Here is a 21,175-nt window from a genome sequence, read left to right as displayed (position 1 = left end):
GCCCGAACGCCTGTTCAAGCAGGGCCGAGATCATCTCATGTTAGGGAATGTAATAAAGGGTGGGTTGTTCACGCCTTTCAGCGGGACGGGTCAAAAAAGGCCACGAGCGGGTGCTTGGCGGACAAACAGTGCCTCTGGCAGTGCCTATCCACATGAAATCCGAGAAATCACGATGCGTTTGGTCTAGAGGTAAAGGCCTTCGCGCATGTGGCGCATGAGGTCCATGACCTTGGCGTCGGGCGTGTCCAGAAGCACGATGCGGACCTCGACGACGAAATCGCCGTAGCCACCGGACGCGTCCCGCAGCCCCTTGCCTTCGACCCGAATGGAGCGGTCAGACCCCGACCATGGCGGTACATCGACCTTCAACTCGCCGTGGGGCGACTGGACGGTGGCTTCGTAGCCTAGGACGGCATCAGCAAGAGAAACCTGCAATGTCGTATGGATATCGAAATTCTGGATCGTGTAGGGACCTTCGCGCGACGCGAGAAGCGTGACGACGAGATCGCCACGGTTGGTGTCGGGCAGTTTCAGGCCCTGACCTTTCAGCCGCACCACGTAGCCATCGGTCATGCCGGGTTCAAGCGGGAAGCGGACTTCTCGGTCTTCCGGCATGTTGATGGTCAGCCACTTCTGCTCGATCAGATCGGTGACGGTAATGATGGCTTCGGCGGTGATATCGGGCGCCTTTTCCGCGGCCGGAGCGGTGCCGCGAAAACGGCGCAACAGGGCTGCAAAGAAGCTGGTCGCCTGCTCGGCGCGCGCATCGTCCTTTTCCTTTTGCGTCTTAGTGTTGTCGTCGGCGGAGTTCTGAGGGGCTTCCGTTCCCGGCGCTGAGCCAGCGGATGCAGCTTTTGCCTTGGCATCGGCGCCGAAAATTCGCTCCAGCATGTCCTCGGCCGTTTCCGGCTTTGCGGTCTCTTCTGTGGGTTGGGTTTGCGCCTCGGCGTTACGGGCCTGGGCCTTTGCAAGCTCTTCCATCAGCTTTTCGGCGGCTTTCGCCCGCTGCGCGGCCTCTCTGGCGGCTGCACGCTGCTGCATGATGGTCTGGTCGCGCTTTTTGGTTTCGGCAACACGGCGTGCCTGATCGTAAAGACCGCGCTTTTGCGGGTCTTTCAACAAATCATAGGCCTGTCCGATTTCGGCAAAGCGTGCAGTGGCGTCTGGGTCGTTGCGGTTCTGATCCGGGTGAACGGCTTTCGCCTGCGACCGCCAGGCCGCCTTTATCTCATCCGATCCGGCATCCTTTTGAACACCGAGAATAGAGTAGGGATCACGCATCCGAACCACCCGTCATGCTGGTCTGTTGAGGCGGTGTTTTTTCGTCATGAAAAGCCTGCAACACGAATTACACCCGCCTTGAACGTGCACGCAGGGTTTTGCGTTGCATCGTTTCTTTTGAAATTGGGTTTCACTGTCGCAAGAAGTTGCTAATCAGACCTTTACGGGTGAGCAGCATGACATGCCGTGCTGCTGATTCAGGCAGACAAGGTAAACGCTTTATTTCTGGCTGAAGCGGGTCATCAACCAGTCGCCGGTTTCCGACAGGCAGGCTTGCCCGCTATAGCTGGCAACGCCTTCGAAGGAATGGCGGGTGGTATCGAAATTGCGGCATACGAAGCCGGTGCTTCTGTCTTCGCGAATGGCGGTGACCACCCCGGCACTGCCGGTTGCGGCATTGGCCCAGGGCAGGGGCGAATCGGAGACCTTGGCGAGATCGGCAGAGGTCACGGCATTGCGGATCGTGGCGTCATCCGACACTGTCTGCGTGGTCTGCTGATTGGGAACGGATGCGGTGGACAGGGATTTATCGACCTTCTCTCCGCCAAACAGATCGAGGCTGACGCAACTGGTCAACATGGCAAGCATGCACGCAGTTGCGGAAACTTCCACGACTGGCGCCAAGAAGCGCTTTGTTCGACTGTTCGACTTTGCTATGACGATCACCATCTTAAGGCCAGAATCCATCTCTGGTGTGAAAATCAGCTCAGGAGCATTTTATTCAATATGTCGGAAAGTCGGTTAACATCCAGTGACTTTACTGAGGAAAATGAACCTTTTGCACTTTTCGCTGATTGGCTGCGAGATGCAACGGCCTCGGAAATCAATGATCCAAACGCCGTGGCACTTGCCTCGGTGGACGAAGATGGCATGCCCAGCGTGCGTATGGTTTTGCTGAAACATGCCGATGAACGCGGCTTTGTTTTCTACACAAATTTCGAAAGTCGCAAGGGCATAGAGCTGCTTGGCCAGCAAAAAGGTGCCATGTGCTTCCACTGGAAAAGCTTGCGCAGGCAGGTCCGTATCCGTGGCGCCGTCGAAGTTGTCAGCGACGCGGAGGCGGACGAGTATTACGCGACTCGCCCGCGCGGCAGCCGCATCGGGGCATGGGCGTCCAAGCAATCGCGTCCACTGGAAAGCCGGTTTGCGCTTGAAAAGGCGGTCGCCACCTACACGGCAAAATACGCGATTGGCGACATTCCGCGCCCGCCGCACTGGTCCGGTTTCCGCATCCAGCCTCTGACCATCGAATTCTGGCAGGACGGCAAGTTCCGCCTGCACGACCGCGTCGAGTTCCGCCGCGACACGCCGGAAGGTGAATGGTCGAAGGTGCGGATGTATCCGTGAGCGGCTACATGCGGTGTCTCTGAGATTGCCGCATGTTTCATCTCGACACGACCGTGTAATCGTGTTTATGTTCGGAGTGAACAAAGGATGAACACATGCTCTCCGAACTCATGCTGAAATTCGAACAAGCCTCGCAGACTTACGCAAAAGCCTATGGCATCGAGCGAGACCCGGACTGGTATCTTCTCAAGCTTCAGGAGGAAGTGGGGGAGGTCACGCAGGCCTGGAACAGGCTCAGCGGTCGTGGACGCAGCAAAGGCAAGACTCAGAACGAGATGCGTCAGGACCTTGCCGATGAAACTGCCGATCTTTTAGGTCACGTGCTGCTTCTTGCCCACAGTAACAGGCTCGACCTTGAAGCGTCCATCAAGCGCAAATGGCTGTTTGACCCACATGCTGAGCGATGAGATTTAGGCGGATTTCAAAAGAGCCGCGACATCGAAAAGACTGTCGCAGATCGCCACGCATTTTTCACGCACCGCGTCTGTAGCAGGTGCGACATCAGGAACCATTACGGTTTGTGTGCCCGCACTCCAGGCGGATTGTACGCCATGGTAGGAATCCTCTATCGACAGGCAATCTTCGGGCGCAAAGCCCAGATGTTTGGCGGCGGTGAGGTAGGGCAGGGGAGAAGGCTTGGGTTCGCCATAATCGCCGCGCGCCAGAATATGGTCGAACCGTTTCGTCAAACCGAAGGGATTGAGGTGCCGGTTGACGGATTCGTGGCCGGATGAAGTGGCGATGGCCCGAGGCATTTCGAGCTCATCCAGCAGATCGAGGATTTCGAGCACGCCGGGTTTCAACGCTACGCCATCCGCCATTTGGACCGCCAGATGCCGAAGCCATGCATCGCGGAAGTCGTCCATCGGAAAATCATCGCCATATTCTGTGCGAATGGTTTGGGTGATGATGTCCCATGGGCTGCCACAGACCCGGTGATAAACCTCGACCGCCATACCATGCCCGCCCTCATCCGAAGCGGCCAGAAACGAGTCGCGATAGTGCTTTTCGCTTTCGATCAGAACGCCATCCATATCGAAGATGACGGCGTTGGGCCTGCGCAACAGTTTTTCCATGCTCTCAACCGAACCGGAAAGGACGCTCGCCCAAGCTCTCGAACGGGCGAATGAGATAACCGTCAGGGTCAGAGACGATGAATTGCCGGTTGCCGACCTCTGTCTCGCCGCGCCGATACCATTTTTCCTCAAGTGGCAGATAAAGCTCGATACCGGCCCGCTCGATGCGCTCCAGAATGGCTTCCAGCGACGGCACGACGATCTGTAGGTTCATGCCGCGTCCGAAGGGATAATTGATCGGCACCTTGCCGTCCTCGAATGTGCGCCCGGCACCCAGCTGATCTATCATCAGTTGCGCATCGCCCAAGGCAAGATATGTAAACCCTTCTTCCGGCCGCTCGTAAACCACATGAAAACCGATGAGATCGCAATAAAAAGAGCGGCTTTTCGGCCAGTCGCTGACGGCAAGTTCGGGAACGAGAGCATTTGCTGTAAAAGTCATGGTTTCCTTGGATTGCTGAAGTGGAGCGTGATCTGAATGTCACAAGTCTCATAGGCAATTATTTTTCAAAACGTTTTCGATGAAGTCAGCTTTCGCGCGGGTATAGCCATCGCCATCTTCCCGGTATATTTGCGCCAACTTCTGTTTGAGTTCACTGTACTCTCCCGCAACATAGGCATTATCGCGAAGAATGTCTCGGAAACGCATGCGTTTGAAGTGAGTTCCGCTATCAGTCGGGCAGAGGTAAACGCGTCGCCCCGGTAATGGCTCGCGCATCATAAACGCCCAGATACCATCGCCATATCGGCTGCCCCTGGGTTCGTAACCAGCGTCTTCCATCAGTATTCGGCACTCGTGCAGATAAGCCATGTCGCTTAACACCACATCGACGTCGATATAAGGTTTGGCAGCCAGACCCGGAACGGAGGTGCTGCCGACGTGATCTATACTTCCGATCGCATCTTTTAACAATGCGCTGAGGCTTTTCTCAACCTCGCAATAAATCTGCGGCCATAACGGGTCATAGGGAACAATCTCCACAACCGTTCCCATTTTGACTTTCCTTTAAGCCTTCGTTCCGCCCACGGTGATCTGATCCATGCGAAGATGCGGTTGGCCGACGCCGACGGGCACCCATTGGCCTGCTTTGCCGCAATTGCCGACGCCGGTGTCGAGCTTCATATCATTGCCGATCATCGAAACGCGCTTCATGGCATCGGGACCGTTGCCGATCAGCATGGCACCCTTGACCGGCGCACCGATCTTTCCGTTCTCGATGAGATAGGCTTCTGTACAGCCGAAGACGAATTTGCCCGAAGTGATGTCCACCTGACCGCCGCCGAAGGACACTGCGTAGATGCCCTTTTTGACCGATGCGATAATCTCATCCGGCGTCTTGTCGCCGCCCAGCATATAGGTGTTGGTCATGCGCGGCATTGGCACATGCGAGTAGCCTTGACGCCGACCGTTGCCGGTTGCCTTCATGCCCATCAGTCGCGCATTCTGCCGGTCCTGCATATAACCGACCAGCCTGCCGTCTTCGATCAGCACATTGTGGGCGGACGGCGTGCCTTCGTCGTCAATTGTCAAGGAGCCTCGGCGGTTGTCGATGGTCCCGTCATCCACCACGGTCACGCCGGGGGCTGCCACCATCTCACCCAACAGGCCTGCAAAGGCAGAGGTTTTCTTGCGATTGAAGTCGCCTTCCAGGCCGTGGCCGACGGCTTCATGCAGCATCACGCCCGGCCAACCGGCACCCAGCACCACATCCATGGTGCCAGCGGGGGCATCGATGGCTGTAAGGTTGACCAGCGCCTGCCGCAATGCCTCATCTGCACCGCGCTGCCAGTTTTCAGTTGCGATGAAATCGCCGAAACCGACGCGCCCGCCAATGCCGTAGGATCCGCTTTCCTGACGGTCGCCGTCGCCAGCAATCACCGAAATATTGATCCGTGTCATCGGCCTGATATCGCTGACACGATGCCCATCGGCACGCAGAATATCAACCACCTGCCAGCTTGCGGCAACGCTTGCGGTGACCTGTCGCACCTTCGGGTCCTTGTCGCGCAGATAGGCATCGATCTCGGTCAGAAGCTTGACCTTCTCCTCGAAACTCGGTGCGCCGATCGGGTTCTCATCGCCATAGAGTTTTTTGTTGGTGCGCTGGGGAGCCGCGGCATAAGAGCCGGCGTAGCCTTTCGTCACCGCACCCACGGCATCGGATGCGCGTCCAAGGGCTGCGAGCGAAAGCTCGCCCGCATGGGCATAACCCACTGTTTCGCCGGCCACTGCGCGAAGCCCAAAGCCTTGGTCTGTGTTGAAGCTGCCGCCCTTGAGGCGACCATTGTCGAAGGTCAGAGATTCCGCCTGCGCGTGTTCAACGAACAACTCGCCATCATCTGCACCCGATAGCGCATCGGCGACCTTGGCGCGCAGCTGCCCTTCATCGCAATCGAAAAGGGTCAAGAGGTCTTGGGTCATCGCGGGCTCCGGTCCTGGCTGTTCCTGAACATCGGATGACCGTAAAGAGCATCCCATGCTCTAGCGCATTTAAGGGCTAGAGCCCCGGCGCGCAAGATTGATCAAGGAAGCGTGTCATAGCCTTCGGCAAAGCCGCGAAGCTCGATGGGAATACCGACGCGGTCCTGATCGACGGATTCACGCAGCGCAAAAACCGCATTCTTGCCGGCGCGCAGAACCTTCAGCAATTCGTCGTCGATATCCACTTCCACATAGCACCCTTCCGAGAAGCAGCGTGTGAAATAGGCACGGCCGATATTGTTGTTGTCGATATAAAGCTCCATCCCGTCCTTCAGCAAAACGCCGAGAGGAGCCAGAATGCGCAGGATACGGGATTTGCGATCCGCTGTTTTCAGGATCACGACGGAAAGGCCAACCTCGGGGCGGTCGTCGGCAATCACGTTCTGCATCAGGGCGCATTGCTCTTCCGAGGCGCCTGCAGGCTTGTCACAAATGACGGACCACGCACCATGCGTCGATTTCGGCGTTCCCGGCGGCTGTTGCTGGGCAAAACCCGCAGCCGGAACGATAAGGGAAAGACCGGCGGCGATAAAAAAAGCGCGCGCAATCGGAGACAGACGCATGGATACCTCAGGAATTCGAATCAGTGCGGCTATTTTGACTTCCCGAAGCGGAAAGGAAAGAGCCGCCGTCCTCAATTCCAAGGGAGTGCGGCCAAAATAGGACTTTGCCGTGCGATCCCCACAGAGTTTCCGGTGTGAGCGCCTTCATGCTGGCCAAGGCTTTGATCGGTGTACCAGTTCAGATGAGGCAGGAGAGAGGCAAAAATGCACCGCTTGCAAACCAAGGCGATATTGCGGCGAAAGGCAAACTATGATTTGAAGTCTACTCTATATGCATGGATTCTGCGTTTGAGAGTGATCATGATCAAACGCGTGAGGGAGAGGTACCGTGACGAATAGGATTTACGCAGGCTTGGTGGGCAGTATCTGTCTGCTCACGGCTGGCGGCGTTAGCGCCGATCAGCCGAAAGAGTGGCAGATGGGGTTGCAGGAGGCGGCAACGCCCATCATGCATGAAATTCGCTGGTTCGAACAATATACGCTTTGGTTTATCGTTCCGGTCACGCTGTTCGTGCTCGCATTGTTGATCGTCGTGGCGGTCAAGTTCCGCGCGTCGAAAAACCCGGTCGCATCCAAGACCAGCCACAATACGGCAATCGAGATCGTCTGGACGCTGGCGCCGGTTCTCATCCTGATGTTCCTGGCCTTTCCGTCGTTCAACCTGCTCAACGCGCAGCTGACGCAACCGGAAAACCCGGACCTGACGCTGAAGGCAACCGCCACCCAATGGCAGTGGAATTATGAATATACCGCAGCCGATGGTGCCGAGCCGCTGGCGTTCGACAGCTATCTTCTGAAGGATGTCGACCGTGCGGCTGCTGGCAAGGACGATATCGCCCGTTATCCTCGTCTTCTGGCCGTCGACAACGAGATGGTCGTTCCCGTTAACAAGACCGTGCGTCTGCTGGTCACCTCTGCGCCGACAGACGTCATTCACGCCTTCGCCATGCCCGCATTCGGCGTCAAGATCGATGCCGTGCCGGGCCGTTTGAACGAAACATGGTTCAAGCCTGAAAAAGAAGGCCTTTATTACGGCCAGTGTTCCGAGCTTTGCGGCAAGGATCACGCCTTTATGCCAATCGCCATACGCGTGGTTTCGCAAGAGCAGTACAACACCTGGCATGCCGCTGCCGCCTCAGATCTGAGCGGTGCGAACCGGGCGCTCATGGCTTCGGTGGATGGTGCGCCAAGCGCCGTTCGAGTTGCCGAAAACGAAACCAAGTAAGGTAAGGAGTGAGGACAATGGCTGGACCATCCGCACACGACGATCATCACTCTCACGCCCATGACGTTCATCATGACGACCACGCGCACCATGCGCATACGCCGACTTTCGCGCAGCGCTGGCTCTTTTCCACCAACCACAAAGACATCGGCACGCTTTATCTGATCTTTGCGATCATCGCAGGCATCATCGGTGGCGGCCTATCGGTCGTCATGCGTATGGAGTTGCAAGAGCCGGGCATTCAGATTTTCCATGGTCTCGCAGCCATGGTCTATGGTTTCGAAGGCGACGCGGCCATCGATGGCGGCAAGCACATGTATAATGTGTTCACTACAGCACACGCGCTGATCATGATCTTCTTCATGGTCATGCCCGCCATGATCGGCGGCTTCGCCAACTGGATGGTACCGATCATGATCGGCGCGCCGGATATGGCGTTTCCCCGTCTCAACAACATCTCCTTCTGGCTGATCGTTCCGGCCTTCATTCTTCTGCTTTTGTCGCTGTTCGTTGAAGGACCTGCTGGTGCCTATGGCGTCGGTGGTGGCTGGACCATGTATCCGCCGCTCTCCACAAGTGGTATGCCGGGGCCTGCGGTGGATCTGGCGATTTTCGCGCTCCACATTGCCGGTGTGTCGTCCATTCTCGGTGCCATCAACTTCATCACCACCATCTTGAACATGCGTGCGCCGGGCATGACCCTGCACAAGATGCCGCTGTTTGCCTGGTCGGTTCTGGTCACCGCATTCCTTCTGCTTCTGTCGCTGCCGGTTCTGGCCGGTGGCATCACCATGCTCCTGACGGACCGCAACTTCGGCACGGCATTCTTTTCGCCGGAAGGCGGCGGTGATCCGATCCTGTATCAGCACCTGTTCTGGTTCTTCGGTCACCCGGAAGTCTACATTCTCATCCTGCCCGGTTTCGGCATCATCAGCCACATTGTGTCGACCTTCTCCAAGAAGCCGATCTTCGGTTATCTCGGCATGGCCTACGCCATGGTCGCCATTGGTGCTGTCGGCTTCATTGTGTGGGCGCACCACATGTACACGGTCGGCCTGTCGCTGGAGGCGCAGCGCTACTTCGTCTTCGCAACCATGGTCATTGCGGTGCCCACGGGGATCAAGATATTCTCCTGGATTGCCACTATGTGGGGCGGGTCTCTGACCTTCTCGACACCGATGATCTGGGCCATCGGCTTCATCTTCCTGTTCACGGTGGGTGGTGTAACCGGCGTCCAGCTGGCCAATGCCGGTCTCGACCGTTCGCTGCATGACACCTATTACGTGGTCGCACACTTCCATTACGTGCTGTCGCTGGGTGCCGTCTTTGCGATCTTTGCGGGCTGGTACTACTGGTTCCCGAAGATCACCGGTTACATGTACAGCCAGAAGATCGGCAATCTGCACTTCTGGGTCATGTTCGTCGGCGTGAACCTCATCTTCTTCCCGCAGCACTTCTTAGGTCTGGCCGGCATGCCGCGTCGTTACATCGACTATCCGGATGCCTATGCGGGCTGGAATGCGGTGTCGTCTTACGGCTCCTATATCTCGGCTGTTGCCGTCCTGATTTTCCTTGCCGGTGTGTGGGAAGCCTTCGCCAAGAAGCGTGTGGCGGGCGACAATCCGTGGGGTGAAGGTGCAACGACGCTGGAGTGGCAGCTATCTTCGCCGCCGCCCTATCACCAGTGGGAACAGCTTCCCCGTATCCGCTGAGGCATTTTGTCCGAGCGCGTCCGTTGACTGGACATGATAAATGTCGGTTTCACGCTCAGACAAAAGACATATGAGGAGCGCCGCACATATGCGCGGCGTTTCCTATGAAAGCAGGAAATATGACCGTTATCGACAATCGCGACACGCTGGACATGGATGGCCTCACGCTTTCCGAAGCGAGTGCACGCGATTATTTCGAACTGTTGAAGCCCCGCGTCATGTCGCTGGTGGTGTTCACCGGTTTCGCAGGCCTCGTTCTGGCACCCGGTAGCATCAACCCCGTGCTGGCCGTGATCGCCATCCTGTGCATCGCAGTGGGCGCTGGCGCGTCCGGCGCACTGAACATGTGGTATGACGCCGACATCGATGCGGTCATGACCCGCACCGCCAACCGCCCGATCCCGTCTGGCCGTATCGCGCCGGGCGAAGCGCTCGCTTTCGGCCTGATGCTCTCGGTCTTTTCGGTCGCCATCCTCGGTCTTGCCGTCAACTGGTTCGCGGCGGGCCTGCTGGCGTTTACGATTTTCTTCTACGCCGTGGTCTACACCATGTGGCTGAAGCGCTCGACGCCGCAGAACATCGTCATTGGTGGAGCCGCTGGAGCGTTTCCGCCGATGCTCGGCTGGGCCTGTGTGACCGGTGGCGTGTCGCTCGACAGCACCATTCTGTTCCTCATCATCTTCCTGTGGACGCCTGCTCACTTCTGGGCTCTGGCACTGTTCAAGATGCGCGATTACGGCTCCGTCGGCATTCCGATGATGCCGAATGTCGCCGGTGAACGGTCCACCAAGAACCAGATGATCGCCTATGCGGTGCTGACAGCTGTTGTCGCCGTTGCGCCCTATTTCACCGGACTTGCCGGTCTGGGTTATGGCATGTTCGCTGCTGTATTGAGCGGCATCTTCATCTACTGTTCCATTTCGGTCCGGCGCATGCCGGATGGCGATGAGCGGATGTTGCAGGCAAAGAAGATGTTTGCCTATTCGGTATTCTATCTGTTTGCGATTTTTTCCGGCCTTCTGGCCGATCATCTCGCGCCGTCGTTTCTGACGTTGATCGGGGGAGCGGCCTAATGGAAACCATCAAGCTGAACGATGCACAGAAGCGCTCGCGACGGGGCCGCAACATCGCACTCGGCGTCGTGCTGGCCGCACTGGTCGTTCTTTTTTACATCATCACCATCATAAAAATCGGCGGTTTCTGACCGCCGGGCGGTACGAGGGGGAGGCGACATGGCAGCGACAGGGACGACCGCGAAGAAAACGAGCAACGGCTCGATCCTCGTTCTGTGTGTGGTTTTTGTCTGTGGCATGGTCGGCATGGCCTATGCGTCTGTGCCGCTATATCGCCTGTTCTGTCAGGTCACCGGCTATAACGGCACCACCCAGCGGGTCGAGCAATATTCCGATGTCATCTTAGATAAAAAGATGAAGGTGACGTTCGATTCCAATACCTCCAATGGTTTGAACTGGGATTTCCGCCCGGTTGACAGGTCCGTGGAGCCGAGGATCGGCGAGACCGTGCAGGTCATGTTCAGGGCCACCAATCGTTCGCCCGTCGCCACCACGGGCAGCGCCGTCTTCAACGTCACACCGATGGAAGCCGGTGCCTATTTCAACAAGGTGCAATGTTTCTGTTTTACCGAAACGACCTTGCAGCCGGGTGAAACGCTGGAAATGCCGGTGGTGTTCTTCATCGATCCCGAGATCGTCAAGGCCCGGGAAACCAAGGGCATTCATACCTTGACGCTGTCCTATACATTTTATCCGGCCAAGACGGAAAAACCGGTTGCGTCCTTGCCGGTAAAGACGGAACGTGACGAGACGAAACTTTGAGAGAGGGAGGTGCGGCTGATCTCTTCAGTCGCGCTGCATGGGTGGTGCTTTCCACGAGCGTCACCGAATTGAATGACTAGGGAAGAGCCTGCGGGGATCGTTCACATGGCAGATACACATCAGAAGAAACACGACTACCACATCATAGACCCCAGCCCATGGCCGCTTCTGGCTTCGGTCGGCGCGTTCTTTCTCGCCTTTGGCGGCGTCTGTTTCATTCGCTATCTGAATGGCGGTTCCTTCAAGCTGTTTGGAATGGAGCTTGCCAATCCGTGGCTGTTCTATATCGGCGTGGCAATGGTGCTTTACGTCATGTACGCCTGGTGGGCCGATACGGTAAAGGAAGGACATGAGGGGCATCACACGCCCGTCGTCTCGCTGCATCTGCGTTACGGCATGATCATGTTCATCGCGTCCGAAGTCATGTTCTTCGTGGCGTGGTTCTGGGCCTATTTCGATGCCAGCCTCTATCCGCACGAGGCCATTCAGGCGTCGCGTTTGGCCTTTACCGGCGGGCAATGGCCGCCCAAGGGCATCGAGGTTCTCGATCCCTGGCATCTGCCGCTCTACAACACGGTCATCCTGTTGCTGTCGGGCACCTGCGTCACCTGGGCGCACCATGCGCTGCTGCACAATGATCGCAAGGGTCTGATCAACGGGCTGGCGCTGACTGTGGCGCTTGGCGCATTCTTCTCCTTCGTGCAGGTCTACGAATACATGCACGCACCGTTCGACTTCAAGAATTCGATCTACGGTGCCACCTTCTTCATGGCGACGGGCTTCCATGGTTTCCACGTTTTTGTGGGCACCGTATTCCTTCTCATCTGCCTGCTGCGTGCCATGAAGGGCGACTTCTCGCCCGAGCGTCACTTCGCCTTCGAGGCCGCCGCATGGTACTGGCACTTCGTGGACGTGGTCTGGCTATTCCTGTTCTTCGCCATCTACGTTTGGGGCGGCTGGGGCGCGCCTTTGGCGGGTTGAGACCAATTCATCGATGAAGCAAAGGGCGGCGCGTGCCGCCCTTCGTTTTTCTGCGGACTGAACGATCTTGAAAGGGCGGATATGATGACGCAGGACGACGAGGCGCTCTATCCACCGGTGGACCCGGTCAAAGTCGGTCTGCGCGGTTGCTGCCCCCGTTGCGGCCACGGCAGATTGTTCAAAGGCTTTTTGACGCTGAAACCAAAGTGCAGCGCCTGCGGCCTCGATTATGCCTTTGCCGACGCGGGTGAGGGGCCAGCCGTTTTCGTCATGCTCATCGTCGGTTTTCTCATCATCGGCATGGCGTTGTGGTTCGATGCGCGCTTTGCGCCGCCCGTCTGGCTGCATGCATTGATCTGGATACCGCTCGCCATTATCATTTCCCTTGTTTTGCTGAAGAAGATGAAGGGCATCATGATCGCCTTGCAATATCGCCACAATGCCAGTGAGGGCCGGATTGATCGTGACTGATAGCAAGACCCTCAAGCCGAATCATCGCCGCATGTGGTTTGCCGCCCCCTTGGTGCTGTTGGCGCTGGTGCTTCTGCTGGCGCTGGGCACATGGCAGGTCAAGCGCATGTACTGGAAGGAGGCGCTGCTCGCCGATATTCAGCAGCGGACACAGGCTCCTGCCGCACCGCTCGCCCAGATCGAGGCGATGGCCAAATCCGGCGACGATATCGAATATCGGACCGTGACAGTTTCCGGCACCTTCGATCATGCCAAGGAGCAGCATTTCTTCGCGACGTTCCAGGGACAGACGGGCTATTACATTTACACGCCGCTTCGCCTTGTGGATGGACGGTCGATCTTCATCAATCGCGGTTTCGTGCTCTATGACATGAAAGACCCCGCAAAGCGGGCCGAGGGTGAAGTCGAAGGGTTGGTGACCGTCGAAGGTCTGGCGCGCGCGCGGCTTGATGCAAAGCCCTCCAGCCTTCTGCCGGACAATGAACCGGGCAAGAATATCTACTACTGGAAAGACCTGTCGGCGATGGCAAGAAGCGCTGCTCTGCCACCCGATCAGGTTCTGCCGTTTTTCGTGGATGCCAACGATGCACCCAACCCCGGCGGCTGGCCGAAGGGCGGCGTGACGCTCATCGATCTGCCGAATAATCACCTTCAATATGCGATTACATGGTACGGATTGGCGCTCGCTCTTGTCATCGTGGTCGGTTTTGCCTATGTCCGGGGCGTAAGAAATTCCAGGGAATGACGCACGGGAGGCTGAAGGAGAAGGAATGAATATTGCCGTTTCCAAACCGCCTCTGACGATCAGGCTTTGCGGCCCGCGCGGCTTTTGTGCCGGTGTCGACCGCGCCATTCAGATCGTCGTTCTGGCCTTGAAGGCCTATGGCGCTCCCGTCTATGTCCGTCACGAAATCGTCCATAACCGCTATGTCGTGGAAGGGCTGGAAGCCAAGGGCGCGATTTTCGTGGAAGAACTGAACGAAATTCCGCCAGAGCACCGCCAGCAGCCCGTGGTGTTTTCCGCCCATGGTGTGCCGAAATCCGTGCCCGAGGATGCTCAGGCTAGAAACCTGTTTTATCTAGACGCGACCTGCCCGCTGGTCTCCAAGGTCCACAAACAAGCGATGCGCCACCAGCGCCTTGGTCGCCATGTGGTTCTCATCGGCCATGCAGGTCACCCTGAGGTCATCGGCACCATGGGCCAATTGCCGGAAGGCTCGGTATCGCTCGTCGATACGGTAGAGGACGCCGCTCGCTATCAGCCGGTCGATACGGAAAACCTGGGTTTCGTCACGCAGACGACGCTATCCGTGGACGACACGGCAGGCGTCATCGCCAAGCTTCAGGAACGTTTTCCAGCCATGCAGGCCCCTGCGGCAGACAGCATTTGTTACGCCACCACCAATCGCCAGGACGCGGTAAAGCAGGCGGCACCCGGTTGCGACTTGTTCATCGTCGTCGGTGCGCCGAATTCCTCCAACTCCAAGCGGCTGGTGGAAGTGGCGTTGCGCGCCGGTGCCAAGCGCTCAGTGCTGGTGCAGCGCGCCGCCGAAATCGACTGGAATGAGATCGGCGACGTGCAGACGGTTGGTCTGTCTGCCGGTGCCTCTGCGCCCGAGGTCATCGTCGACGAGATCATCCAGGCCTTCAAGGCGCGCTACGAGACGACGCTGGATCTCGCCGTGACGGTCGAAGAAACCGAGCACTTTCTTGTCAACCGCGAATTGCGCGATATCGAACTGACCACGCAGGACATGGCCTTCGTCAACGGCACCGCAAGCGACGCTCTGCCGCCTAAACCGACGCCCGCGGTTTGATCCCAAACATCTTTTTCCCGCATAAGAGATCACAAATTGGCAGTCTATACCGATATCAGCGAAGACGATCTGAAGCATTTTCTCACGCAATATGATGTCGGTGAGTTGACCTCCTACAAGGGCATTGCCGAGGGCGTCGAAAACACCAATTTTCTGCTGCATACCACCAAGGAGCCGCTGATCCTGACGCTTTATGAAAAGCGCGTCGAGAAATCAGACCTACCGTTTTTCTTGGGGCTGAAGCAGCATCTGTTTGCAAAAGGCCTGTCGTGCCCGCTACCGCTGCCCCGTCACGATGGCGAGCTGCTTGGCGAACTGTCGGGTCGTCCGGCTGCGCTCATCTCGTTTCTGGAAGGCATGTGGCTGCGCAAACCGGAAGCGCGCCATTGCCGGGAGGTGGGCAAGGCGCTGGCCGCCATGCACCTGGCGGGCGAGGGCTTCGAGCTCAAACGCCCCAACGCGCTCTCTGTCGAAGGCTGGAAGGTTCTGTGGGATAAGTCGGAAGCCCGCGCCGATGAGGTCGAAAAGGGGTTGCAGCAGGAAATCCGAGCCGATCTCGATGATCTCGCTGCTCACTGGCCGAAAGACTTGCCCGCTGGCGTGATCCACGCCGACCTGTTCCAGGACAACGTCTTTTTCCTCGGTGATGATCTCTCGGGTCTGATCGACTTCTACTTCGCCTGCAACGATCTGCTGGCCTATGACGTCTCGATCTGCCTCAACGCCTGGTGCTTTGAAAAGGATGGTTCTTACAACGTGACCAAGGGCAAGGCGCTGCTGGAGGGCTACCAGTCCGTGCGGCCGATGAGTGACGCAGAACTGGATGCGCTGCCGCTTCTGGCGCGCGGTTCGGCGCTGCGGTTCTTCCTGACGCGTCTTTACGACTGGCTGACGACGCCGGAGGGTGCGCTTGTGGTCAAGAAAGACCCGCTAGAATATCTGCGCAAGCTGCGCTTCCACCGCGCCGTGCGCGATGTGGCTGAGTATGGACTGACCGCACCATGAAGCATGTCGATATTTTCACCGATGGCGCCTGCTCGGGCAATCCGGGGCCAGGTGGCTGGGGCGCGGTTCTTCGCTACGGCGAGACAGAAAAGGAACTGTGCGGCGGCGAGGCTGAGACCACCAATAACCGCATGGAGCTGATGGCGGCCATCTCGTCGCTCAACGCCCTGAAATCACCCTGCGAAGTCGATCTCTACACCGACAGCGCCTATGTGAAAGACGGCATCACCAAGTGGATTTTCGGCTGGAAGAAAAAAGGCTGGAAGACAGCTGACAACAAACCCGTCAAGAATGTCGAGCTTTGGCAGGCGCTGGAACTGGCGCGAGAGCGCCACAAGGTGACCTTGCATTGGGTCAAAGGTCATGCCGGACACCCGGAAAACGAACGCGCCGACGAGCTTGCCCGCAAGGGCATGGAGCCGTTCAAACGTCGGTAGCTGGCGGGTATTTTCACGCCCGTCTTTGCGCGCTTCCGTACCCACATGCATTTGGGGTTGCGCATCGCGCTTTCAGACCTATCTTGCTGCCAAAATACAAAACAGGCGAGGGACACTTCATGATCATGCATTGCGTATTCATACGCTTCAAATCCGCGACGACTTCAGGTGAAAAGCAGGGTATTTTCGATGCCATCACTGAGCTGAAAAACGTCATTCCCGGCATACTCGATGTTAAATGTGGCCAGAACGTTTCGTCCGAAGGCTTGAATGGCGGCTTCATGGATGGTTTCGTCGTAACGCTCGACAGCATCGAAGCGCGTGACGAATATCTGGCGCACCCTCAACATATGGATGTCGGCGAGCGGTTGATGGGCCTCGTGGATGGCGGCGCGGCTGGCCTATTGGTGTTTGATATGGCGGCCTGATCGGTCTTCATCTGATAGATGAGACGAGGTGCAGATCGGCTCTGCACCTCTTTTTTATTCAGTGGCTTAGCTGGATTTGTTGATCGCCGCTGCCAGTTGCTCGACATTGTAGCGGAACATCTTCTCATAGGTCGGGGCAGGCCCCTTGGCCTTGGAAAGCGCTTCCACATAAAGCTCACCGCCAGGCTTCGCGCCGGTTGCCTTGGCCACCTGTTTCACCAGACGCGGGTCGTTCGAGTTTTCGAAGAAATAGGTCTTCACATTCTCGGCCTTGATCTGCTCGATCAGCTTGGCCACGTCTCCGGCAGAAGCTTCCGTTTCGGTGGACACACCCAAGGGCGACAGGAACGTCACCTTATAGTCCCGCCCGAAATAACCGAAAGCATCGTGGCTGGTCAGCACCTTGCGGCGGTCCTCTGGAATGGTGTCGAACTTGGAGTGCGCAAAGGCATCGAGCGCATCCAGCGTCTTGAGATAGGCATCGGCATTGGTCTTGAAGTCCTGGGCATCGGCCGGATCTGCGGCAGCAAGCGTCGTTTCGATGTTCTTCACCCAGACCTTGACGTTAACAGGGCTGTTCCAGACATGCGGGTCGGTGATGGTCTTGCCATCCTCTTCCATGTTGCGTGTCGTGATGCCCTCCGACACTGTCACGGGTGTTCCCTTATAGCCGGATGCGGAAATCAGCCGGTCCATCCAGCCTTCCAGGCCAAGGCCGCTGACAAAGACAACATCCGCCGCCTTCAGGCTTTTGGCGTCCGATGGTGACGGCTCGAATTCATGCGGATCGCCATCGGGCTTCACAAGGCTGGTGACGGTGACATGGCTGCCCCCCACCTGCTTGACGACATCGGCCAGCACCGTGAAAGAAGCGACGGCCTTGAGTTCGGCGGCAGAGACAGGTGCTGTGAATGCCAACAGGGCAGGTATGGCAGCGGCAGTCAAAAGAGATGTACGGGACAACATGGGGAGGTCTCCTGGGGTTAGCCCTTCAAGTGCGGGCGGGTGAAATAGCGTCCTGCCAGACCTGCCGGTGCTGCCAGAATGGACAGCCCGTACAGGCATGTTGCAGCCATGATGATGGTGGGTCCCGAAGCCAGTTCGAGATGGTAGGACACAACGAGGCCGACATAGCCGGAGATGGCGGCGCTCAGGGCTGCCAGAACCAGCATGGCGGGCAGGCTGCGCGTCCACAGTTGGGCGATGGCGGCAGGCAGCATCATCAACCCTACGGCCATCAGCGTGCCCAGTGCCTGAAAGCTCGCCACCAGATTGATGACGACCAACACCAGAAACACCACGTGATAGATCGGCCCGCGCCCACCTACCGCTCTCAAGAAACCGGGGTCGAAGCATTCTGTGACCAACGGGCGATAGATGATGGCGAGAACGATGAGGGTTAGCGACGTGATCGCCCCGATCTGGTAGAGCGCTGGCGCGTCGATGGCCAGAATCGTGCCGAACAGCACATGCAGGAGATCGACATTCGATCCGCGCAGGGAAACGATCAACACGCCCAGCGCAAGGGAGGCGAGATAGAAACTGGCAAAACTCGCATCTTCTTGGAGCGGGGTTATGCGGCTGACGATGCCGGACAGAAGCGCGACCGATAGCCCGGCAACCAAGCCGCCAAGGCCCATGGCCGTCAAGGAGAGCGATCCGGCGATGAGATAGCCGATGGCCGCTCCGGGCAGAATGGCGTGGCTAAGCGCATCGCCCATCAGGCTCATGCGGCGCAACATCAAGAACACGCCGATGGGGCTTGCCCCTGCTGCAAGACAGAAACACGCGACCAGCGCCCGGCGCATGAAACCATAATCCTGAAACGGAGCGAGAAAGATGTCGTAGGCGGTCATGCTGCGGGCTCGCAGACGTCGCTATTGTCATCCCAGCGCTCGGCCATGGTGCGAGCGCGCATGAGATTGGTCGGTGACATGACCTGCGGCGTCGGCCCCCAGGCGATCAATTCGCGGGCAATCAGCAGAGTTTCGGGAAAATGCGCGCGCACCTGATCGAAATCATGCAGGACGGCAACGACGGTGCGACCCTCGCCATGCCAGCGGGTGACGATTTCCAGCAGGTCGCGAGTCGTCCGTGCATCGATGGCGGTGAAGGGTTCGTCCAGAAGAATGACGCTGGCATCCTGCAACAGCAACCGGGCAAACAGCACGCGCTGAAACTGACCGGCAGACAGCGCACTGATGGAGCGGTTTTCAAAACCAGCCAAGCCAACGGTTGCCAGCGCGTCCTGCGCCCGCCTTTCCTCTCTTTTGCCGATGCTGCCGAAGGCGCCCGCCATTTTCCATGCGCCCAGCACCACCGTTTCCAGCACCGAGATCGGAAAGCGCCGGTTGATATCGGCAGCCTGCGGAAGATAACCAAATTCGGCTCGCTTCAACGTATGGGTGATGCTGCCCTGGGAGGCTTTGATATCCCCGATGATCGCTTTCAGCAGCGTGGATTTGCCCGCGCCATTCGGCCCGGCAATGGCCGTCAGGCTGCCTGCGTTGAAGCGACCCGAGATGTGGTGCACGGCGGGATGGCGATCATACGCCACCGTCAGATTGTCGATCGTCAACACAGCTGCATCGCTCATGACAGACGCACCGCCCAGGCGATGGCAAGCCAAAGCGGTACTAGAACGACTGTCACGATGAGGAGGCGGGTCGGGACGGAGTGACGCAATAAGCGGTGGAGGGAGAAAGGATGCAGCATTGGATGCTCACAAAAATGTTATACAGTTACTGTAATAGTATAACAATTACGGCGGAACAATGGCGGGAAATTTTGATGTTTCTGCGGGAGGGGTGTGACGAGTGCGCTGTTTTGGATCGGCGGAAAAGCAACGCGGAAATTGGGTCACAACCAGCGCATGACTCAAATCATCAAAGACGGATCGCGAACCCTGCATAAAGAAATCCCCGGTACGAGACCGGGGATGTCGGTAATGAAAACAGATGCCGCTTAAAGCTGTTCGATCATGGTTGCAGCCGACGAGACCGTCGCTTGGCCTGGATTTTCTTCTACGTTCAGCGACTTTACCACGCCGTCTTCCACCAGCATGGAGTAGCGCTTGGAGCGCACGCCGAGGCTGCCTGCGGAAAGATCGGCATCGAGGCCGAGAGACTTGGTGAAGGAGGCGTCCCAATCGGCCAGGAAGTGGATTTTGCCCTGTCCGCCGGATGATTGTGCCCATGCGCCCATGACGTGCCAGTCATTGACGGCGATAACGGCGATGTCATCGACGCCGCGAGCCAGAATAGCGTCACGGTTTTCGAGATAGCCGGGAAGATGGTTGAGCGAGCAGGTTGGGGTGAAGGCGCCGGGAACGGCGAAGACAACGACCTTCTTGCCGCCGAAAAGAGCATCGGTGGTGGTATCAACCGGGCCGTCAGCCGTCTTTTCTTTGAAGGTCGCAGAGGGGAGTTTGTCGCCAATCTTGATGGTCATGAATATCGCTCCTGTGGCAATGATGCGGCGCGACTATAAAGGATGATTTTACAAAGTCGCCACGATTTTTGGCATGTATCACTGCGGAAAATCAAGCGGCGCTTCCATGACCTGATCACCGGACTTGACCAGAATGGTCCAGTGCTGCCCTCTCGGATTGTAGGATTTCGGCAGTCCCTTGATGTTCATGTAGAAGGAGAGCTTGCGCTTGTCGCGCACCATGTTTTGCGGTTCGAAATAGGCGTAACCGGATGGTCCGGCAACAAAGATTTCTGTCTCCTTGGGCGCGTTTTCCGGCAGGCGCAACTCCACGCCCAAAAGCGTCTTGTCAGGCGTGATGTGGAAACTCTGAACCTTGAAATCATCCGTGGCAGTGGCCGGTAACGTGGCTTTTGCTGCAGCGATTGCATCGGTCTCTTCCTGCGTTGCCGAGTTACCCTGGCCTTTGGCGATGTCGAAGCTCGCCTCGAAGGGAATGCAAATGTTCAGGCACACGCCGATAAAGGCTGTCAGGCGGGTCTTTTCGTCGTCCGATCCGGGCTGGGATTGCAGAATGAAGGGGAGCGACACCGACGCGTCATAACCGATATCTTCGATCTCATCGTTCTTGATGAGCTTGGGCACCGGGAAGGAGAGAGATGTGAGGCTTGCCTCGCTCGTCTTTTCCACGGTGATCTTCGGCGGAATGCCCGATTCCCCAGGCTCGCGCCAATAGGTGATCCAGCCCGGTTTGAGGTCGATCTGCAACACCGCCTCAATGCGGCCATTGGCATCGGCAGGCAGGCTGACAACACGCATGCGCCCGCCTTCGCTTTGCGCCCACTCCGTTGTATCGGCATGTGCCATTTTGGGAATGAAAGCTGTGGCAACGATAAGGGCAAGCACAGGCAGCGATGTACGGATGATGAAAAAGTCCTTGGCGTTCATGTTTTCGGTCTAGCCTAACATGCGCCGGGGGCCAAGTTACGATTTTCACCCATTCATCATTTTCGGTTGATTGATTGGCCCGCATGTCGCATCCTTGCGTTATGACCAACCCCTATGCCGTTCCCGTGTCACGACAGG

The 21,175-nt window shown here is 57.6% G+C and carries 26 protein-coding genes; 14 read left to right on the top strand and 12 right to left on the bottom strand.

Annotated features, from left to right (window positions below; genetic code table 11):
* Nucleotides 1-183 precede the first annotated feature (183 nt).
* Both RRU01S_RS16365 and RRU01S_RS16360 read right to left on the bottom strand, forming a co-directional pair.
* Nucleotides 184-1,281 carry a DnaJ domain-containing protein gene (locus RRU01S_RS16365; protein ID WP_045231352.1) on the bottom strand — a complete coding sequence of 366 codons (1,098 nt, stop codon included), beginning with the start codon at nucleotides 1,279-1,281 and terminating at the stop codon, nucleotides 184-186.
* A 219-nt stretch (nucleotides 1,282-1,500) separates the two neighbouring features.
* Nucleotides 1,501-1,860, bottom strand: a complete 360-nt coding sequence (locus RRU01S_RS16360; protein WP_234791201.1) for an RT0821/Lpp0805 family surface protein — start codon at nucleotides 1,858-1,860, stop codon at nucleotides 1,501-1,503.
* 147 nt (nucleotides 1,861-2,007) lie between these two features.
* Here RRU01S_RS16360 and pdxH point away from each other — a divergent pair, with 147 nt between their 5' ends.
* Nucleotides 2,008-2,628 (top strand): pyridoxamine 5'-phosphate oxidase, encoded by a 621-nt coding sequence (gene pdxH, locus RRU01S_RS16355; protein WP_045231351.1) that lies wholly within the window; start codon nucleotides 2,008-2,010, stop codon nucleotides 2,626-2,628.
* 95 nt (nucleotides 2,629-2,723) lie between these two features.
* Nucleotides 2,724-3,035 (top strand): pyrophosphohydrolase domain-containing protein, encoded by a 312-nt coding sequence (locus RRU01S_RS16350; RefSeq protein WP_045231350.1) that lies wholly within the window; start codon nucleotides 2,724-2,726, stop codon nucleotides 3,033-3,035.
* A gap of 3 nt (nucleotides 3,036-3,038) precedes the next feature.
* Here RRU01S_RS16350 and RRU01S_RS16345 read toward each other — a convergent pair whose 3' ends face one another.
* From RRU01S_RS16345 to RRU01S_RS16325, 5 genes are all read right to left on the bottom strand, one after another.
* Nucleotides 3,039-3,704 (bottom strand): HAD family hydrolase, encoded by a 666-nt coding sequence (locus tag RRU01S_RS16345; RefSeq protein WP_045231349.1) that lies wholly within the window; start codon nucleotides 3,702-3,704, stop codon nucleotides 3,039-3,041.
* Nucleotides 3,705-3,708: 4 nt separating this feature from the next.
* On the bottom strand, nucleotides 3,709-4,146 hold the full coding sequence (locus RRU01S_RS16340; RefSeq protein WP_045231348.1) for a bleomycin resistance protein: 438 nt from the start codon (nucleotides 4,144-4,146) through the stop codon (nucleotides 3,709-3,711).
* A 48-nt stretch (nucleotides 4,147-4,194) separates the two neighbouring features.
* On the bottom strand, nucleotides 4,195-4,698 hold the full coding sequence (locus RRU01S_RS16335) for a GrpB family protein (protein ID WP_045231347.1): 504 nt from the start codon (nucleotides 4,696-4,698) through the stop codon (nucleotides 4,195-4,197).
* 12 nt (nucleotides 4,699-4,710) lie between these two features.
* A complete protein-coding gene (gene tldD, locus RRU01S_RS16330; protein ID WP_045231346.1) occupies nucleotides 4,711-6,126 on the bottom strand; it encodes a metalloprotease TldD in 1,416 nt (471 codons plus the stop codon).
* 101 nt (nucleotides 6,127-6,227) lie between these two features.
* Nucleotides 6,228-6,749 (bottom strand): invasion associated locus B family protein, encoded by a 522-nt coding sequence (locus RRU01S_RS16325; protein WP_045231345.1) that lies wholly within the window; start codon nucleotides 6,747-6,749, stop codon nucleotides 6,228-6,230.
* A gap of 328 nt (nucleotides 6,750-7,077) precedes the next feature.
* On the opposite strand from RRU01S_RS16325, the gene coxB reads away from it, so the two are divergent.
* From coxB to RRU01S_RS16265, 12 genes are all read left to right on the top strand, one after another.
* Nucleotides 7,078-7,974: a cytochrome c oxidase subunit II gene (gene coxB, locus RRU01S_RS16320; protein WP_045231344.1), complete on the top strand. Its 897-nt coding sequence runs from the start codon at nucleotides 7,078-7,080 to the stop codon at nucleotides 7,972-7,974.
* Nucleotides 7,975-7,991: 17 nt separating this feature from the next.
* Entirely contained in the window at nucleotides 7,992-9,686 is a 1,695-nt protein-coding gene (gene ctaD, locus RRU01S_RS16315) for a cytochrome c oxidase subunit I (RefSeq protein ID WP_045231401.1), read from the top strand.
* Nucleotides 9,687-9,805: 119 nt separating this feature from the next.
* On the top strand, nucleotides 9,806-10,759 hold the full coding sequence (locus tag RRU01S_RS16310) for a heme o synthase (protein ID WP_045231400.1): 954 nt from the start codon (nucleotides 9,806-9,808) through the stop codon (nucleotides 10,757-10,759).
* Nucleotides 10,759-10,890 (top strand): cytochrome c oxidase system small membrane protein, encoded by a 132-nt coding sequence (locus RRU01S_RS26705; protein ID WP_045231343.1) that lies wholly within the window; start codon nucleotides 10,759-10,761, stop codon nucleotides 10,888-10,890. The genes RRU01S_RS16310 and RRU01S_RS26705 overlap by 1 nt, the downstream gene beginning before the upstream one ends.
* A 28-nt stretch (nucleotides 10,891-10,918) precedes the next feature.
* Complete coding sequence (locus RRU01S_RS16300) at nucleotides 10,919-11,521, top strand: cytochrome c oxidase assembly protein (RefSeq protein WP_045231342.1); 603 nt, start codon at nucleotides 10,919-10,921, stop codon at nucleotides 11,519-11,521.
* A 105-nt stretch (nucleotides 11,522-11,626) separates the two neighbouring features.
* A complete protein-coding gene (locus RRU01S_RS16295; RefSeq protein WP_045231341.1) occupies nucleotides 11,627-12,502 on the top strand; it encodes a cytochrome c oxidase subunit 3 in 876 nt (291 codons plus the stop codon).
* 84 nt (nucleotides 12,503-12,586) lie between these two features.
* Nucleotides 12,587-12,973 (top strand): DUF983 domain-containing protein, encoded by a 387-nt coding sequence (locus tag RRU01S_RS16290; protein ID WP_045231399.1) that lies wholly within the window; start codon nucleotides 12,587-12,589, stop codon nucleotides 12,971-12,973.
* Nucleotides 12,942-13,718: an SURF1 family protein gene (locus RRU01S_RS16285; protein WP_045231340.1), complete on the top strand. Its 777-nt coding sequence runs from the start codon at nucleotides 12,942-12,944 to the stop codon at nucleotides 13,716-13,718. Before RRU01S_RS16290 ends, RRU01S_RS16285 begins: the two co-directional genes overlap by 32 nt.
* A gap of 25 nt (nucleotides 13,719-13,743) precedes the next feature.
* On the top strand, nucleotides 13,744-14,790 hold the full coding sequence (gene ispH, locus RRU01S_RS16280) for a 4-hydroxy-3-methylbut-2-enyl diphosphate reductase (RefSeq protein ID WP_045231339.1): 1,047 nt from the start codon (nucleotides 13,744-13,746) through the stop codon (nucleotides 14,788-14,790).
* A gap of 36 nt (nucleotides 14,791-14,826) precedes the next feature.
* Nucleotides 14,827-15,795 carry a homoserine kinase gene (locus RRU01S_RS16275; protein ID WP_045231338.1) on the top strand — a complete coding sequence of 323 codons (969 nt, stop codon included), beginning with the start codon at nucleotides 14,827-14,829 and terminating at the stop codon, nucleotides 15,793-15,795.
* Nucleotides 15,792-16,232 (top strand): ribonuclease HI, encoded by a 441-nt coding sequence (gene rnhA / locus RRU01S_RS16270; RefSeq protein WP_045231337.1) that lies wholly within the window; start codon nucleotides 15,792-15,794, stop codon nucleotides 16,230-16,232. Before RRU01S_RS16275 ends, rnhA begins: the two co-directional genes overlap by 4 nt.
* Before the next feature lie 119 nt (nucleotides 16,233-16,351).
* The gene (locus RRU01S_RS16265) at nucleotides 16,352-16,660 is read left to right on the top strand and encodes a Dabb family protein (protein WP_045231336.1); all 309 of its coding nucleotides are present in this window, start codon (nucleotides 16,352-16,354) and stop codon (nucleotides 16,658-16,660) included.
* Between the two features lie 66 nt (nucleotides 16,661-16,726).
* Here RRU01S_RS16265 and RRU01S_RS16260 read toward each other — a convergent pair whose 3' ends face one another.
* The 5 genes from RRU01S_RS16260 to RRU01S_RS16240 all read right to left on the bottom strand — a co-directional run bounded on the left by RRU01S_RS16260 (nucleotide 16,727) and on the right by RRU01S_RS16240 (nucleotide 21,037).
* The gene (locus tag RRU01S_RS16260; RefSeq protein WP_412674292.1) at nucleotides 16,727-17,626 is read right to left on the bottom strand and encodes a metal ABC transporter substrate-binding protein; all 900 of its coding nucleotides are present in this window, start codon (nucleotides 17,624-17,626) and stop codon (nucleotides 16,727-16,729) included.
* 17 nt (nucleotides 17,627-17,643) lie between these two features.
* Nucleotides 17,644-18,516 (bottom strand): metal ABC transporter permease, encoded by an 873-nt coding sequence (locus RRU01S_RS16255; protein WP_045231335.1) that lies wholly within the window; start codon nucleotides 18,514-18,516, stop codon nucleotides 17,644-17,646.
* The gene (locus tag RRU01S_RS16250) at nucleotides 18,513-19,256 is read right to left on the bottom strand and encodes a metal ABC transporter ATP-binding protein (RefSeq protein WP_045231334.1); all 744 of its coding nucleotides are present in this window, start codon (nucleotides 19,254-19,256) and stop codon (nucleotides 18,513-18,515) included. Before RRU01S_RS16250 ends, RRU01S_RS16255 begins: the two co-directional genes overlap by 4 nt.
* Before the next feature lie 368 nt (nucleotides 19,257-19,624).
* Nucleotides 19,625-20,110 (bottom strand): peroxiredoxin, encoded by a 486-nt coding sequence (locus RRU01S_RS16245; RefSeq protein ID WP_045231333.1) that lies wholly within the window; start codon nucleotides 20,108-20,110, stop codon nucleotides 19,625-19,627.
* A 78-nt stretch (nucleotides 20,111-20,188) separates the two neighbouring features.
* Entirely contained in the window at nucleotides 20,189-21,037 is an 849-nt protein-coding gene (locus tag RRU01S_RS16240) for a protein-disulfide reductase DsbD domain-containing protein (protein ID WP_045231332.1), read from the bottom strand.
* Nucleotides 21,038-21,175: the final 138 nt, after the last annotated feature.

Origin of the sequence: Agrobacterium rubi TR3 = NBRC 13261 (assembly GCF_000739935.1) — a bacterium.
GTDB classification, from domain to species: domain Bacteria; phylum Pseudomonadota; class Alphaproteobacteria; order Rhizobiales; family Rhizobiaceae; genus Agrobacterium; species Agrobacterium rubi.
This window is presented reverse-complemented; position numbering and strand designations above follow the sequence as displayed.